Origin of the sequence: Paraburkholderia ginsengiterrae, from assembly GCF_001645125.1 — a bacterium.
In the GTDB taxonomy this organism is placed as follows: Bacteria; Pseudomonadota; Gammaproteobacteria; order Burkholderiales; family Burkholderiaceae; genus Paraburkholderia; species Paraburkholderia ginsengiterrae.
Genome location: NZ_LXKA01000154.1, coordinates 21,817 through 38,528 on the forward strand (window position 1 = coordinate 21,817; position 16,712 = coordinate 38,528).

The window sequence follows — 16,712 nt, forward strand, 5'->3', positions numbered from 1 at the left end:
TGCTTGGAGGCTTCTTCGCCTGCGCGGTGCCCTATCGCGCTAGCGCCCTGGCGCCCTTTCGGCCGGATCTATTGAGTACGTCCCGTCGCATCCTTCAGCGCGACGGAAAATGCCAGGCGGCCGATTTCCACGCCCATGGTGTTGAGCATTCGCGGCGCGTGAAACGACGCGAGCGCCGCGCGCTGCTCCGCCGTTCCAATGTCCAGCAGCCGCAGCAGTTCCGCTGCGACCGCATACAGTATGCCCACGTTGCCGTCCTCAACCTTCACGGCAATGCCAAGCGCGCCGTTCGCTCCGGCCTTCTCCGTCTGCCGTGACGCGCGCACACCGATCGCATAACTGCCGTCCGCGCCGACCTTGCCGATCAAGGCGCCGTCGAAGGCGCGCATCAGTTCCGTGCAGAACCGGCCCTCGCCGCCGACCAGTTCCGGATACGCAGCCATCGCGCGATAGATGCGCGCAAGCGCCGCCGTGCGCGGGGTAATGGACTGGGAGGGCTGGGACTGGGACTCCGATTGCTCCACCGCGTCCTGCGAGGCGGCCAGCTTCGCGAACAGGCGCGCGAGGCGGTCCAGAGGAAACGCCGGGGTCGGCAGATTGCAGCCGTCCGTGGCCCATTGCACAGCCTCGTCCGGCAGATCGCACACTTGCGCGACCGTGTGCTTCACACGCACCTGCAACGGATGCCCGGGCAGTTCATAGCCCTCGATTGCCGCGCCGATCGACCGTGCGCCGGCCAGCATGCCGGCGTGCTTGCCGGAACAGTTGCTGCACACGGCGCCTGGCTTGAAGTCGCGTTTCAGCCAGTCAACGTAGACGGCATCGGACAATGGCGGATGGCCGCCGCAGCGCAGATCCGCTTCACTCGCCTGCGCCTTGGCCAGCATCTGGCGCGTGCGCTCGATGTGACGCGGCTCGCTGCTGTGCGAAGCGCACATCAGTGCAAGGTCGGCCTCGTCGAAACCGAAACGCTCCAGCGCGCCGGTCTCCAGCACTGCCAACGCTTGCGCGGGTTTCGCGGCGGAACGCGCCAGCGTCATGCGCGACGGGTCGCCGAACGACGCCAGCAGACGGCCGCTTGCGTCGACAATGGCGACGTGCGCCAGATGGGTGTTCTCAATCGAATCGCCGCGGTAGACGGTCGCCGCGATGGGCGCGATGGGTGCGATTTCATGCAGGCTCATGCTGGTGTTCCCCGTGATCGCTCAATGGTTGCGAGCGCATTGAAGCACGCTCGCGGCGGCCAGCGTATCACAGCACCTATCACAGCACTTCGGCGATCCGTTCGGCGACCGACTCCCCGCTCACCTCCAGGAACCTGGCGGCAATCGCAATCCCGGTCGCATCGCCGCTGCGCAGAACCGCGGCGACGCAGCGGCGCCAGTCCTTGTCGCCCAGAACGTAGAGACACCAGCCCTGCAACGCGAGGATAGCCGGCGAGCCCGGATCGTGTTCTTCGATGTGAATCAGCAGGCGCAGCGCCTCGATCCACCTGCGCGAATTGACGTACAGGCGCACTTCGCAGATATCGACCGCCGCCTGCTTCGGGTGGAGCAGGCGCAATGCCAGCAGCAGTTCCTCGAGGTCGGCATGCGCCCCCACTCTGAGCCCCGCGCTAAAGATGGACAGCAGCACGCCGAGCACCTTCGGACCGCATTCAATGTTCGTCATGTTTCGTCCTCGCGAACGTGGCCTGGCCGCATCCGACCTTTCATTGTCCCAGCGACGCCGTGGCATCGCGAGGCCAATGCGAAAAACCCGTCACGCAGGCGAAGTCCCGGGCCCCGTCTTCCGTCACGCCGGACGAAACGACCGGCCCCGTTCGCGGCCTATCGACCGCTCACGCGCAAATTCGCAGCGCGGCACCTCACTTCGCATCCGTCGACGCATCCCAAACGCAATCCCATACCCTTTTCGCTGGGACGGCGCGCGCCATCGACTCCGCCGACTCCCCCGGCATCCGAAAGTCCAACTTGCGAGAGAACCATGGCCAACAACGCGATTACGTCACAGTTTCTGAACAACGACTCGTCGATGTACGACATGAACTTCAACGGCTCCCAGTCCACCGGCGGAGCGAACAGCGGAGAAGAACAGCAGCTCATCTCCGACATTGAAAAGCTCTTTTCCGAAATGAGCAGCAACAATGGCTCCGGTTCCCCCCAGAACAACAGCCCGTACGACCCGGCCACGTTCATGAACAAGGGCGGTAACCAGGGCGTGGGCGGCAATCAGAATTTCAACCTCGGCCAGAACGAAGGGCAAGGCCAGGGCGGCTTCCGCGACGTCAAGATCAACTCGGGCGCCGGCGGTGAAGCATTGCATCTGAAAGAAGGACCGGACGGCACGCTCTACAACGGTAGCGGCAATTCGGTGGGCGTGATCGGCGCGGACGGCAGCGTCACGCTCAATTCCGGCGCCACCAAGGAGATCAACCGTCTCCAGACCGGCGGCAATCCCCTCGGGCTGCCTCTGGTGCAAGGCAGCAAGGGCGATGGCGGCAACGTCACGTTCTCGTCCTCGCAAGTCAGTGTGGAAGACGGCGACCTGAATCAGCAGAACGACTTCTGATCGTGCCGGTCATGGCCGCACCCCGTCTAGTCCAAGGCAGGGTGCGGCTCGTGCGCCTCGCCCTCCCCGCGCTGTCCTGTGCCTGACGCCCAAGTCCTACCCACCCCGCTCCCACCAATTGAACCCGACATGACACTGGACACACTGGACCTGGAACTACGCAGCGTCTTGCCGTCGATCATGGGCAGCGGATTCGACGATCCGTATCCTGTCTATGCATACCTGCGCGAGAACTGTCCCGTGCATCGCGATGCGAGCGGCGTGTGGCTGCTCTCGTCGCACGCGCTGATCACACGCATGCTCGACGACCGCCATTTCTCCGCGCGCCCACCGGCGATGCAGCCGGGGGCCGGCGACCCGCTCGGCTACGCCGGCATGATCGTGTTCCAGCACGGCGACGACCACGAGCGCCTGCGGCGCTTGCTTGCACCGCTGTTCTCGCGCAAGTCGCTCGCGCGCCTGCAGGATTTTATCGATGCCGACATCGCCCGCCTGCTCGCGCCGTTGCAGCACGCGGGACGTTTCGATCTCGTCGCCGAAGTCGCCAGCGTGCTGCCGCTGCGCACGATCTGCCATCTGCTCGGCTTTCCGGAGTCGAACGCCGCGAACTATCTGCAAGCCTCGATGGGCGCGTGGCAACTGATCAGCGGCGCGCAGCTCACGGCCGGGCAACGCGCCCACGCGATGGCGCAGACCCAAGCCTTTCTCGACCATATCGACACGCTCGTGCGCGCAATCGATCCGGACCGCTCGCCCGATCATCCGGTCGCCTGGTTCCTGCAACTCGAACGAGAAGGCGAGTTCACGCGTCGTGAGATGCTGGTCAACATTCTGTTTCTGTTTATCGCGGGCTATGGCACGACCTTGCTGACTATCGGCAATAGCGTGGGCGCCGCATTGCGCGATACGCGCGCGTGGCGCACGTTGCTAGACGAGCCTGCGCTGGTTCCGCAAGCGGTGCGCGAGCTTTACCGCTACGATCCCGCGGTGCAGGGAATCTTTCGTTATGCCTGGCAAGACACCGAATTCGAAGGTCAACTGATCCGGCGCGGCGAACTGGCCGTGTTGCTACTAGGCGCGGCCAATCGCGATCCGGCCGAGTTCGCGTCGCCCAACGAAATCGACTTGGCGCGTGCCCAGGGCCGCTCATTGACCTTCGGCGCGGGACCGCATAGCTGCATGGGCCTCTCGCTCGCGCGGATGCAGCTCGAATCGCTGCTGCATGCGCTGCTGCAACGCATGCCCGATCTGCAACTGGCCGCCGCCGGATCGCGGCGTCTGCAGCGCGGCACGTTTCATGGCTTCGATCAGCTCTGGCTCGAACGGCCGTCCTGATCCTCGGGCGCCTGCTGCCGATCCACGTAGCGGTTCCAGCGCATGTCGAAGGTCCGCTTGTAGGCCCAGATGGAGGCCGCGCCGACAATCGTTTCATAGGACCCGGCAATCGCATACAGCACCGGCTGATGCAGAAAGTACGGCCCGAGCGCCGCGCCCATCAGCGGCGAGGTATAGGTGCCGATGGTCAACCCCAGCCGCGCCGGATTGATGCCCATCGCCTCGCGCGCGCCCGCGCCCCAGGCTTCGCGCCACCCGGCCGGCTTGCTCTCTTCGATGAGTGTGGCCGCCATCTCCGGCGCCTCCAGCTCACGCATGCGTGCGACCACCGCCTCGCGCTCGGCGGGTTCCGCGCCGCAAGTTTCCAGCGCGTCGTCGACGATCGCGATCATCCGGTCCTTCGAGAGGTCCATGGCGTTCAACTCATCGAGCCTGTCGTACAATTCCGGCGGCAGCCTGAGATGGCCCGGCAGCTTGCCCTCGCTTTCGAGCTGCCGATAGTGGCCGGCAAAATATTTGACCGACATGATGCCGGTCACCGCGGACAGCATCACCGCGCCAACCGAATACAACGCGCCGCCCGCCCGTTCACCGGCCTTGTGCGCGACGGTGTCGATCGAACTGGCCGCCGCGAGCGCCGCCGTCGCGAATGGTGCGAGAAACACGATGCGTTTGCGCATCTCCGCCTCGGTCATGCCGGCGCCGCGCAACGCCGACAGTTCGGCGGCTTCGGCCATGACATCGTCGCCCGATGCGGCGATGAATTTGGCTACCCCGCCCAGATGCAGCGCGCCCTCCACGACCTCCACCGTCGGCGCCATCACCGCCAGCGACTTGATGATCGCCTGAGCGCCTTCCGAGGTGCTGTTGGCGTCGTCGGCGGTCAGCAGACGATGGGCGTACTCGCGGCCGAAGGTATCGGCAAGCTTCGTGTTCAATGCTGCCAGCTCGCGCATCGAGGCGGCATCGCCAGCGTTTGCCGTGACGCACATCACGCTCCGGGAAAACGTCTGGATCAACGCGGTCGAGCGGTCAAGGTCCAGCTTGCCGGCCAGGTCTTCCGCGGACTGCCGCTCGAGCAGCTTGCCCCGGAAGCTCTCTTCATCCACTTTCGACAAGGGTTTGGCCCACTGCCTGGGGTGATTTTCGTTGATGCGATCGAGGTCCGCCTGCCGCACCGTTGGCGCGACGTCCGCCTTGACGAGCGGCGGCAGCCAGTTCGACACGAAGTTGTGCTGCGACTGGGTCGCCACGTGGCGGATCGCCTCCAGCACGGCATCGGGTGTCTGATTGCATTTGACGAATTGCAGCGTTGCGCCCTGCCGCTGGAGCTTGTGCAGCGTGTCCTTCACCTGCGGGTCGAGCTCGCAGAGCCGTTCGAGTTCGCGCGGCATGGCACGGTCGGCGCTCAAGGTCACGCACTCGAAATGATCGTCGATGAAAGCCGGTATCTGTGAGCCGCTTTCTATGCCCAACGCATGCCATGTTTCGCGGCGCGTATCGAGCCATGCACGCTGTTCGGTCGGTAACACGGCAAGCGCCTCGGGCGGCCACGCAAGCAGATGGCCCGCATCGAACGCGGCGCGCGCGGGTTCCTGCAGATCCAGCTGCGGGTCCAACTGTCGATGCAACATTAGCGGCTGCATCTTCAGCGGCCCGCCCGAGTCCGCGTGATGCAGATCGAAACTGGCTTGCGCTTGCGGACCGGACGAATCCAGCCATTCGATGAGGCGCCCTTGTTGCTCCCGCTCCTGCTGCTCGCCGATGGCACGCCGGTGCAGATGATCGACCACCTCCTGAAACCGGTCGCAACGGCTCTTCAGGCGCGGCAAGCGATGCTTCATCGCGTCGAGACGGCGCCCCATCACCGGCGCTCGCTCGTAGCCCAGCACGTAGGCGATATCTTTCGGCGAGAGCTTCACGTCGGCGCGATTGGCCACCTCGATCAGCGCGAACGCACGGCTGATGTCCTGCTCGTCGGCGCTGTTGTCCTGCGGCGCGGTCGGCTCCGGATTCGCCCTCGCACCGAGCGGCAACGCGCGCTTGCGGCGCGCCACGGACGCGGCGCGGCTCGACGCGTCAGGCTCATCCCGTGAGCGGGCATTCAGGCCGGGCAGCGGCGATTGACGCGCCGGGGCCGGGCCCTTCGGAGCGCTGCCTTGCGCGTCGCGCGGCTCACCGTCCTCGCCGTCAAACCCCGCGGCGCCGCTGCCGGATGTCACCTTGACCATCGCGTCACACCGTCGCCATGGCTTCGAGCCCCACGTCGCCAACAAAGCGGATCAGCGAATCGAGCAATGCCTGACCCGATGCGTTTTTATCCAGCCGGTATCTGAACGAGTAAAACAGGTGCTCGGTCTGCGGATGGACACTCAACGATCCCCGCTGGCTCGCGCTCAGGTTGAAATTGATCTTCAGGAACGTCTTGCAAGCCGCGGCCCGGTCGGCGGGAATCGGACCCAGATCGATATAGACCTGCAGCAGATCCGGGTCGAACGTCTCGTCGTAAATCAGCGCGACGAGATAGTCGTCAATTCTCAGGCGGCCGCCGTCGAACAGCGTCTTCGGCGAGTTGAAGCCGACGACCTTGCAGAGTTCCTCGACAACGCGCCGGTATTCGGAAGTGTTCATGGAAAGTTCGCTCGCGGAAAATGGTTGATGCGCGGCCCCATTCACTCAGGCCGCGCGAATGGGTTCAAGTCGACTTCTGTCCGGGCGGCTGGTCGCCTTGTTCCGGCGGCCGTGGCGAATGACGACGATGAGGCATGAGCCGCGAGGCCGCGCTCTTGTGAGCGGCGGCGGTGCGCAACGGCGCCACCAGGGCGATCGTGTGCTCTGTGCCGAGTTGCGTGTAGACCACCTCCGCATCATCGCGGCCCAGCAATTCCCTCGCCGACGTCTTGACCGCCCCGAGATCGGAACTGGTGGTCAACACCACCGGTGAGAGCGTAGGCATCCGGTCACTACGATCGAGAATGGCCTCCTCGTCCAGAAACTTGATGACCCTCTCCGCCTGAAACTCCATCGGGTCGATTACCGGTACGTGTCCCATGCCGTGCTCTCCCAGTCTCTTTTCGATGCGCTCCTTCAACGCCGGATAGTGCGTACAGCAGAGCCACACCGACGTAGCGTCCCGGGGCACCTTGTCGACATACTTCGCAACGGCTTCATCGACCTTGCGCGACGTTTCAGGATCGTCGCTCAGGTGATCGAGGTCGTTCACCAATTCGGCCCATCCCGGCGCGCCAACAGCGTAGCCGTCGCGCAGCCTCACGTCGCGATTCGCGTGATCGCCGACGCGCGCGGCATGCGCGATCTTGTCCGCGTACACGGGCGACTCGACCGTCGCTTGCGTAGCCAGGATGGCTGGCCTCGCGCCGCCGCGGCGCGGAATTTCCTCTGCCGTGTTGCCGATGAGATCTTCCACCGGCACATGAATGCCGTCCTGTGCCTCCGGAAAGGCCGTACAGGCCGTGTTGCACGCCATGGCGATGATGTCCACGCCGATGTCCTGGCCCGTTTTCAGCCCCTTGCCGACCAGCGAAACGAGTTCCCCGCGCTCCTTGCCGCCGTACGCACCGGCGCCATGATCGGTCACGATCACGAAGCGCGCCTTGCCGGGCGAGCGGTACTTGAGAAACCCGGCAACGTTGCGCGCGGCAATCAGCCCGCCGTTGCCCGAATCGAACAGGCCGATCAGGAAAGGCTTGTCATGGTCCGGCGAGCGCTGCGCGACGATGCCGCCCGGCGGCAGTTGCGCGACATTGGTCCGCAACAGTTCCAGCATGCCGCGGTGCACGTCGAGCGAGTGGCCGTCGACTCCCGTGAAGTTCCTGCCGTCCGGCGTGGGTTGATTGACCACGCTGCCGCGCGTGACGCCGTCCACCGCGCCGGCGCCGATCGCGGCGCGGATCGTCGCGTCCTGCTGTTCACCGGTGATGAGCTTGTCGAGCTTGCCGGCGCGCTGCAGCATGACCGCGCCGATCGCCGTCGCGCCGAAGTTCGAGTTCCATGCCGTGACGGGATGCTGGGCCGGCACCGCGGCGGCCATCGTGTCGCCGTTGAGCGCCTGGGGTATATTTTCCAGGCCGCCCATGCCTGCCTCGTTGCCGCCGTCTCCCACACCGACCGTCGTGACGCCCTCGCGCCTGTTCGCGTTGATCAGCAGTTGATCGACCGGCGCATTGAAGCCGTTGATGTTCTTGCCACGCATATTGAGGCGATCGCCGTTCTCGTTGCGGCTCGGCAGTTCGATCGCCACCACGGCGTCGGGCCGATGCTTGTCCAGCAACGCATCGGCCTGCTTCGACGCGGCGCGGCTTCCGTGCGGCGCATCCACCACGTCGAAGCGCGCATATCTCTCGGCCTCGGGGTTCAGCGCCTTCACCGCTGCTCTCAGAACCGGCTCGTTGGCCTTGTCCGTGACAAAGGTGACCACCTTGCCGAGTTCCCACAACGAATGAGCGAGCGCGGCGGCACCCGGCGGCCCGTCGGTTTCCGGCAGGCCAGGGCTGGTGGGATCGTCGGGATTGGTGTGATCGACGGAGAAGCCGGTCAGGATCATCACCCGGTCGGCTTGTTCGAGCGCTTTGGCCGCGTTCAGCGCACCGCCCTCGACGTGAAATCGGGAAACGTCGCGCAGATCGTTGGAGGTCAGCAAACGATCGAGCCTCGCGGAGACGCGCGCTTCCTGTCCATCGGCATCGTCCGGCCGCGCTGATTGCGCATCGGACGCCTTGCCTTTGCCGAACCTCGCCGCTAGTCCCTTCGCCTGGGCGGACAGCTTCGTCAATCCGGACGGCGTGTCAGGTCGCGCAGTCGGCTTGCGTTTGGCCGGCTGTTGCGCGGGGCCGCCCGCACTGCCTATGTTGTGTTCGGGATCGGGGGCACCTGCCCCGGTTATTTTTGAACTCATCTGGAAACCCCTTCCGTATCGTCATATCGCGGATACAGCAAGAGGCCACTCTACGAGCGCAAGAAAACTGTCACACGTGATGAGGCGATGTCATCGACGCGCGGGCGAACTTCTTAATCGACTTGTCATCGTTATGGATAGCGAAAGAATTTTCAGGCCGTGCGTGGTTGTGCGTGCTTGTGCGTGGTCGCCACCCGTCACTGCGACAGGAACTGCACGTCACCCTGATTGCCCGTCCAGTTATCGTACGAAACGACCTGGGGACCGGAGCCGCCGTCCGTATTGTTCGAACCGACCAGCGTAATGCGGCCGTTGTCATTGCTCGCGACGATCTCGACATGCTCGTCGCCGCCGACGATGCACACGTCACCCGGTTTGGCCTGGCTTCTGCTTTCGTTGTGCCAGCCGTCGCCCTTGAGCTCGCTCGCCAGGGTGCCGACGCTGTTCGTGTGTTGCGACTCCGGCAGCTCGCCGGCCTTGACGAGGCAGGCGGACGCGAAGTTCGCGCAGCACACGTCGGTGGGGATGCCCTTGTCCATCGGCACCTGCTGGTTCTGCATGATGCTCGAGGCCGAGTTATTCAGCAGTCCTTCGGCGATTCCCGCGGGGTTGCCGGAGCCGGCCCGCTTTACATTCAGATCGCCGTGCTGGCCGGTGCCGCCGCCGCTGCTTCCGCCTGAAGAACGGCCGGCATGGCTGAGCGGCGCGAAACTGCTGCCACCACCACCACCGCCGCCATACCCTCCGCCGCCCGATGAACTCGACTCGCTCATGATTTCCATCAGCGCGGTGAGGAGTTGCTGCAAGGCGTCATCCAGCGCGCTATTCGATGCGCTGCCGGCCGCGTCCCATTTCGAGCTTGAATGGTCGATCTTGTTCTGCCACGAAGTCCAGTAGGCGCTATCGTCGCCCTCCTGCGCGCCTGGCGCCCGCTGAAACGACGCGGCGTCGTAGGAGCTTGACAGCGACATGGACGGAAACGACAAGCCGGAAATGGCGTCATTCGACATGACAATTCCTCTCGCAAACTGAACCCGCGCGCGCGGCCGCGCCGCGGCGCGGCGCGCCCCGCGGCCGGCCGGCATCCGGGCCGGATACACGGCGGGGTATCCCAGACGTTATGACGAGCGCGCCGCGCCGTGGCGCCCGGTGCGCAGCAATGAACGAACAAACGAAAATCAGGATACGCGTCACGCATGCCGCGAACTGCACGCTTCGTCATTCAGGCGCTGCGCGACCTCGTCGCTCATGAAGCGGCTGACCGAGAGGACGTCGTCGAGCGCCCATGCGCAGTGATACCAGCCGGTCGGCACGATCAGCAGATCGCCTGGTTCGAGCAGCACATCGGCGTACTGCGCCTCGGCAAATCGCGGAAAGCGCTTCAGGTCCGGCGTATCGGCATTGACGCGGCACAGTTGATGTGAATTGAACGCGTCGAGCGCGTACAGCCGGTCGCGCTGCGCCGGCGCATACAGCCGCATTTTCTTGCGGCCGCGCACCTGGGCGAGAAACGAACTGGCAATGTCGCAATGCAGTCCCGTGACGGTGCTGCCGCGCTGGCGGCCGCTCCAGAGTTGCGCGGCGCTGAACGATGCGGCGGGCAGGCATGGCAGTGCGAACAATGGGGCGAGGCGGTCGGGAAGGCGGCATCCATCGGTGTACACAGGCACGTTGCGGCTCGGATCGGCATGCCGCGCTTCGGACGCTTCACGCAGCGGCAACATATCGCGCAGCAGCAGCGGCTGAACGCCATCCACCGCCGCGCGCACTACCGTGTCGCCATAGCGTGCGTCCCATTCGGCAGGATCCCATTGCAGCGCCGGCCAGTCGAGCACTCGCCGCAGATGCAACGGCATACTGCGAAGAACGGCGTCGAGCATCGACGCGCGATTGCAGACGGGGGTCACCTCCACCGCTGCGAGTGCCGCCGGCGCTATGGACCGCGCGCGTGCCAGCGCGGCGCGCGCCGCGGCATCCGGGCGCTTGAGCAATTGCAGCAGGTAATACGCGATGCGGTATTCACCCGTTATCTGAAAACGTCCCTGGCAGGCGGCCAGGAAAACCTCACTGCGCCAGTCGAAAAGTGTCGGCTCAGCGAGAGCCCATGCCAGTGCGTCACGTGTCAGCGTGATTGCCGCATCGGCAGGCGCTGTTTCGCGCGACAGGGTGAGCGTTTCTCCCAGCACAAAGCGGCAATCGAGTTCACGCGCGTCGGCCACTTCGAGCGCGACACTCACCTGTCGCGCAGTCGGCAGATAGTGCTCGGCCATGCGCTCGTACAACATCCGCGCGAGCAGCGCGGAAGAACTGACGCTTTCGTCGAGGCTCATGCGCATGACTGCGCACCCCGCCCGCCGCGCGCGAATCGGGTTTGCTTCCGCACGCACGGTCCGCATGGAATGGCTTTCAAAGCAAGGCTCGTCAAGGTCGGGGCAAGAGGATCCAGAATCGCGGCGAAGCCCTACTGTCCCCCATCACCCGCCCACACGTTTCGTCCCACGCGAAGCAGGATGCAATCCGGCGAATGCACGGCGACACTGCGCGTTGGTATGCGTTGGCGGGCGTCAGTGCGCCCCATCGGTCAGAAATTCGGGTTGCCCACTCCGGGCGAGCCAGGTTTCGGTTGTACTCCGGTACATTGCGCCCCGGTGAGCCCACTGTGCAGATGATTCTTTTCCCGACCTCCTTTTTGCCGCCGTCCGTGCTCCGCCTCATCACGCTCGCGCACGGCATGGTGGCCCCGCGCGGCAATCGTCGCGGCGGCAGCGCGATTCGCATCGTGCCGGTCGCGCTGCTCGCCAGTTCGCTGGCCGCCTGCGCGCTGCCGCCATCGCAGGCTCAGCAGATTCCGCCTGCCAACGCCACCCTGCCCGCGTCCCTGCGCGCGACGCCACAGGAAATTCTCCAGGACGTGCTGACCGCCGTCGGCGACACGACCTACAGTTGCCGCCGCGACGGCAACCGGTTGTCGTGGGTAGGAACGGGCTCTGAAGCGACCCTCGTCGACGCGGCCCGGCAGAGTGTCGGCACGGTCGCCCCGGGACGCTACTTCACCGCCTACGACGGCAGCTACATGATCGGCCGCGTAACGGGCGAGGAAATCGTCACGACACGCGCGCCGCCGTGGCAGCGACTCGCCGCGCGCTTCAATGCCGGCGGCGCACGGCAAGGCGAAGGACGCTTCGCGAGAAGCACGTCGGTACAACGGGTGCAGACGACAGGCGGCTTGCCGCCCGTTACCGCGTGCGACCAGGAAGGCACGTCGCTGTTCGTGCCGTACACCGCGACCTATCTGTTCTATCGGGCGGCCGAACCGGCCGCTGCTGACAGCGCCGTCGCGCCGGTCGCCACGCCCACCCTGGCGGTACTGCACGGCGAAACACCGGGTGCCGCACAGAATCAAGGACAGTGAGGCCGTACCGCCGAACGTTTCGGAGAACAGGATGAATTTTCGCCCCATGTCGTGGCTGAGCACACTGTTGCCGGGCAACGGCGCGCAGGCGTCGAACGCCACGGTCGCCCAGCCACCGGCAGCCAGGGCACCCGGCGGTCCCGCTCCCGACACACCGCTCGGCGGCCTCGCGAAGGTGGCGGACAAGGCCGCGCACAATCCCGCCACCCGCCTCTTTCGCACGAGCACGACCACGGTCACCAAGCTCGAATCGACGAAGACATCTTCTGGAGGCCTGAAGAATCCGCTCGCCGACGCCTCGCTGCCGCGCCCGCCCCGTCGGCAACCTGTCGCCGAACCCGCGCCGCCGACACGCGACGAGGTGCGCATGGGCGTTCAGGGCAGCCGCCTCGGCGGCGGCTCGGTGCAACGCGCGAGCGGGCATCTGGTGACAGGCGGCACGGCCAGCCGGAGCGCGCCGGTGCCCAAGTTCATGAGTCCGCGTGCGATCAGATCGTTTCTGAGCCGCACCCGGCAGCGCACGCTGCATGCCGAGGCTCGTTCGTGGGCCGACGACCTGGATCGGCACTTCGAAACGCCGACGCTCGCGGTTAGCGCGCTGTTCCCGGCCCCCGCGAGCAGCGACCCCAAGGTGGCCGCGGCCCATGGCGACGCGCTCAACGCGCTGCTCGACGGTTTGACCCAGCGCCGTCAACGCCCAGCGCAGGCCGATGCAGCGCTCCCCAAGATGGTCGAACGCCTGCCGCACGATTGCGTGATGCCGCTGGCGACCGCCCTCGCGCGAACCAGCGGAGGCGACGCGCGAACCGCCGCCCGCATCCTCGCCCGCCTGCAGGAGCCGCTCGACATCGACGACGCGCGCATCAGCGTGCCGGACGAGGCGACCGAGCAGCAAGCGTGGCAATGCGCGCAGGATCTCGCGCACACCCGTTGCGCGGCGCTCGACGGGCTGCTGCGCCTGCAATACGGCGCGGCGCAGGCCGATGCCGAGCGCGGCAACGGCAAGGCGGCGCGGCTCGTGGTCTATCTGCAGGCCGGCCACAAACTGCGCACATTGGAGAAGAATCTTGGCGCGACGCCGGCCGCGCTGAATCCGGACCGCACGCGCGACCGCCTGCTCGGCGACACGCGCGCGCGGCAAGCCGTGCTCGCGCTGAGCGCCGCCCGGCAGTTGCCCGGCGCGCCGGCAAACGCACATGACATCGGCACGTGTTCGCCGGAACAGGTCACCGCTTACCGCACATGGCAATGGGGCTTCGACGAAAGCGGCCGCGGTTCGCCGCTGGACAAGGCCTCGCGCACGCTCTACGAGAGCGGCACGACGTGGGTCGAACTGGGCGCAAAGCGGCAGGCGCTAAAAGATCGCGCGATGGGTTCGATCGACGGCGCCCCGCCCGCGCAACGCATGTCCCGCGCGAAGGCGCGAGTGGCGCTCGCCGCGCATGACGTGCCGCGCGCTTTCAGCAGGCAGCGCACCCCCTACCGCGCGATGCCGAACATGCTCGGCGCCGACGTGCCGTTCTTCGACACGCTGCGCGGCCAGTACGACACCGCGCTGATCGACGTGCGCACCAACCTGCTGGACTACAGCCGCCAGCAGATGCCACACGCGACGAACCCGGCCGCGTTGATGAACATGGCGCTCAACGCCGGCCGTCTCGAGACATGGAGCACCGCGCGCCCCGATGTCCCAACCGATGCCGCGCCGCGCGAATTGCAGAAGCGCCGCCCGGAATCGTTCAACATCGGCCGGCGCGAAGCGCAGCGGATGTGGCGCGACGCCCGCGATCAGGTTGCCGGCATGCGCACGCCCGCGAACGACGCACTCATCCAGCAGACCCTGGATCTGTTCGATAGCCGCGAGCGGCGCGACGCGTTCGTCAAGGAGATGACCCACGGCGCGCCCAGCGACGCCGCCAAATCCGGCTTCACGCTCGCCGCACTCGAACGCTGGACCACGGCGAGCGGCATGCTGCAGGACGATCCCGCGCTTGCCACGCAACTGCGCGAGAAGATCGACGCGGCGCGCAAGCTGACCACCCAACCCGGCATCGCGTCGCTCGAACGCATCTCGACGGAGAACCTGCGCGACCAGCAGCACGACCTGATGAAGCAGAACGTCCTCGGCACGATCTATACGTCGTACGACGGCGGCATGCTCGGCCTCGACATGAACCTGTGGGGCAATCTGCCCGCAAAAATCCGCCTGACCTCGGTGGGCCCGATCCTCGCGGCCATGGGCGGCCGCGACGCCGTCTATGCGGTCGGCACCGCGTATGACGGCGGCCAGATGCAGTTCGGCACGCGCAACCGGGTCAATACGTCGCTCGGGGCGCAAGGCTTTCTCGGCGTGGGCGGCGAGCTCGGCAAAGTGAAAGGCATCGCCGGCGCGGTGGCCTCGGCCTCGGTGAACGGCGCGGTATCGCGCGAAGACACCGTCGTGCTGCGCGCGCATCGCGCGTCAGCCACGCGCCTTGGCCACACGCCCGACGCCAACCAATGGCGCGACGACAGCGGCGAGATGATCGACGCCTATTGGGACGCCATCGAGCAATCCGCGTCGCCCGAGGGCTTCATGCAGAAGCTCGCGGAATTGACGGCGGATAATCCGCGCATCTCGCTCTCTTCGCAGTCCTACGGCGCCACGACCATCACGGCGACCCCGACCGCCGGCGTGGCGGTGCGCGCCAATGTGGACGACAGCCCGACCGCGCCAAACCGCGTTGGCCTCTACGTCAACGCGGGGCTGAACACCACCCTGTTCGCGGGCGGCAATCGCACCGAGTCGGGCGAATTCACCAATGTCGTCGACTCGACCGTTTTCCAGAACACGGTCACCGCAGGCGCCGGCGCGCAATTTGCGCCGCGGTTGATCCAGAACGGTGACGGTCATGGCGACGTCAAATCGGTCAGCGCACCCAGCAAGACGCTCGCCGCCGCGTCGACGGAATTCGCGCGCGCCGGCCGGTCCGGTTTCATCTATCTGACGCGCGACAGTCGAGGCTTCGTGCCCGAATTCATGCTGCGCGACGTGATGTACCGCAACGCGGACGACTGGCGTCACGCGATTCGCGGCAATCCTGCGTGGGTCGACGGCGTGGGAGCGCAGCGGCTCGAACAGGTGATCGAACAGGCACAGGACGAAGCGTCCGGCGAATTTGCCTTCGGCGAGCGCTGGATCATCAAGGAAGAGCGCGTGCCGAAACTCAACCACTATCTCACGCTCAGCAATCAGCTCAATGAGCAACGCGGCAACGCGCCGAGCCGTCGCGAGCGTGCCGCGATCGACGCTAAGCTGCTCGCGCTCGAAACCAAAATACACGACGAACTGAACGACCCGCATGCGTGGCGGCCGCTGGGTTTGTATGGCTTGCGCGAGACGACGCGCAGCAGCTCGCAGGGGTGGAAGTATGGCGTGCGTGCGTCGCATGAACAAACGCAGAGCGGTGTCGGACTGACGATGTGGGCGCCGGTTACGCCACGTCCTGCGGTGTCTACCGGCTCCAGTGCAACACCGGCGGCGCCACCGATTGCACCAGGAAGCCCCACGCCGGGCGCAATCGTATAAAGACGCCACGATGACCGAACTGCTCGCAAGGCCGCCTGATGCGTTCACACTGAATTCGGCGCCGCTCGGTGTGGGCCGCACTTCCGAAGTGTTCGTGTGGTCGCCGGGTTGGGTCGTGAAGCTCTTCCATGCGGGTTATCCGCTGCGGCAGATCGAACGGGAGGCGAGCATCGCCAGAAGCCTGAGCGATGCAAGCTGTTGTGACGCAACGGCGTTTCGTGTCCCGGCCACGGGCGGCATCGTCGCCGTTGCGGGACGTTACGGATTACTTTATCAGCATGCCGAAGGACACCCGCTCGTCGACGCGTTGCGTCGCACGGGATGTGCGTCGCCGCTCACGCGCAGCGGTGAACGGCTGGCAGAACTTCACCGCGCGGTGCATCGCGTCCACGCTGGCCCGCACGCGCGCTTGCAGCGCCTGCCTCATCAGCACGCGACGCTGCGCGAGTCGATCGAGGCGGCACCAGACTTGCCTCCTCGCTTGCGCGCTGCGGCGCTGCGGGCACTGGATGCGCTCGACTTACCCGAGGCAGACGAAACGCGCCTATGCCACGGTGATTTCCATCCGGCCAATGTTCTCCTGTGTGGCGAGGGAACCGTCTCACTGATCGACTGGATGGCGGCAGAACGCGGCCGCCCAACCGGCGACGTCGCCAGAACGTGCGTCCTGCTCAGATTCGGACGCACGTCCGCCGCCCACGTGATCACAGCGCGCGAGGAAGCGGCGCGTCGCGAAGTACATGACGCGTACCTGAAGCGTTATTTCGAGCTTGCCCTCTGGTCCGACGGCCCCGCCCGGCTGGGGCGCTGGATCCCGCTAGCGGCAGCGGCGCGTCTGAACGAAGGAATAGGCAACGCCGAGCGGGCGGCATTACTGCCGCTAGTGGAACAACTGATCTCCGAGGAGTAAC

Annotated in this window: 12 protein-coding genes; 5 read left to right on the top strand and 7 right to left on the bottom strand. The window is 65.9% G+C overall.

What is annotated here, in order from left to right; translation table 11 throughout:
* Positions 1 to 68: 68 nt before the first annotated feature.
* Together A6V37_RS12405 and A6V37_RS12410 are read right to left on the bottom strand one after the other, a co-directional pair.
* The gene (locus tag A6V37_RS12405; RefSeq protein WP_064266269.1) at positions 69 to 1,184 is read right to left on the bottom strand and encodes an asparaginase; all 1,116 of its coding nucleotides are present in this window, start codon (positions 1,182 to 1,184) and stop codon (positions 69 to 71) included.
* Positions 1,185 to 1,263: 79 nt separating this feature from the next.
* Positions 1,264 to 1,671, bottom strand: coding sequence for an HrpB1 family type III secretion system apparatus protein (locus tag A6V37_RS12410; protein ID WP_064266270.1), 408 nt, complete (start codon positions 1,669 to 1,671; stop codon positions 1,264 to 1,266).
* A 315-nt stretch (positions 1,672 to 1,986) separates the two neighbouring features.
* On the opposite strand from A6V37_RS12410, the gene A6V37_RS12415 reads away from it, so the two are divergent.
* Positions 1,987 to 2,571 (top strand): hypothetical protein, encoded by a 585-nt coding sequence (locus A6V37_RS12415; protein WP_064266271.1) that lies wholly within the window; start codon positions 1,987 to 1,989, stop codon positions 2,569 to 2,571.
* Between the two features lie 129 nt (positions 2,572 to 2,700).
* Positions 2,701 to 3,906 carry a cytochrome P450 gene (locus tag A6V37_RS12420; RefSeq protein WP_064286028.1) on the top strand — a complete coding sequence of 402 codons (1,206 nt, stop codon included), beginning with the start codon at positions 2,701 to 2,703 and terminating at the stop codon, positions 3,904 to 3,906.
* On the opposite strand, the gene A6V37_RS12425 is transcribed toward A6V37_RS12420, so the two are convergent.
* The 5 genes from A6V37_RS12425 to A6V37_RS12445 form a co-directional block, all read right to left on the bottom strand.
* Positions 3,879 to 6,137: a hypothetical protein gene (locus A6V37_RS12425; RefSeq protein WP_064266273.1), complete on the bottom strand. Its 2,259-nt coding sequence runs from the start codon at positions 6,135 to 6,137 to the stop codon at positions 3,879 to 3,881. The two genes, A6V37_RS12420 and A6V37_RS12425, sit on opposite strands and share 28 nt — an antisense overlap.
* 4 nt (positions 6,138 to 6,141) lie before the next feature.
* Entirely contained in the window at positions 6,142 to 6,537 is a 396-nt protein-coding gene (locus A6V37_RS12430; protein WP_064266274.1) for a type III secretion system chaperone family protein, read from the bottom strand.
* A gap of 64 nt (positions 6,538 to 6,601) precedes the next feature.
* Positions 6,602 to 8,821, bottom strand: coding sequence for a glutamate cyclase domain-containing protein (locus A6V37_RS12435; RefSeq protein ID WP_082902619.1), 2,220 nt, complete (start codon positions 8,819 to 8,821; stop codon positions 6,602 to 6,604).
* Positions 8,822 to 9,018: 197 nt separating this feature from the next.
* Positions 9,019 to 9,831, bottom strand: a complete 813-nt coding sequence (locus A6V37_RS12440; RefSeq protein WP_064266276.1) for a hypothetical protein — start codon at positions 9,829 to 9,831, stop codon at positions 9,019 to 9,021.
* Between the two features lie 180 nt (positions 9,832 to 10,011).
* A complete protein-coding gene (locus tag A6V37_RS12445; RefSeq protein WP_165614408.1) occupies positions 10,012 to 11,151 on the bottom strand; it encodes a cupin-like domain-containing protein in 1,140 nt (379 codons plus the stop codon).
* 371 nt (positions 11,152 to 11,522) lie between these two features.
* Between A6V37_RS12445 and A6V37_RS12450 the strand changes: the two genes are divergently transcribed.
* The 3 genes from A6V37_RS12450 to A6V37_RS12460 are packed head-to-tail and all read left to right on the top strand — an operon-like array spanning position 11,523 to position 16,711.
* Complete coding sequence (locus A6V37_RS12450) at positions 11,523 to 12,233, top strand: DUF3455 domain-containing protein (protein ID WP_244174033.1); 711 nt, start codon at positions 11,523 to 11,525, stop codon at positions 12,231 to 12,233.
* Positions 12,234 to 12,264: 31 nt separating this feature from the next.
* Positions 12,265 to 15,801, top strand: coding sequence for a hypothetical protein (locus A6V37_RS12455; protein ID WP_064266278.1), 3,537 nt, complete (start codon positions 12,265 to 12,267; stop codon positions 15,799 to 15,801).
* A gap of 10 nt (positions 15,802 to 15,811) precedes the next feature.
* Positions 15,812 to 16,711 carry a phosphotransferase family protein gene (locus tag A6V37_RS12460; protein WP_064266279.1) on the top strand — a complete coding sequence of 300 codons (900 nt, stop codon included), beginning with the start codon at positions 15,812 to 15,814 and terminating at the stop codon, positions 16,709 to 16,711.
* The last annotated feature ends 1 nt before the right edge of the window (position 16,712 follow it).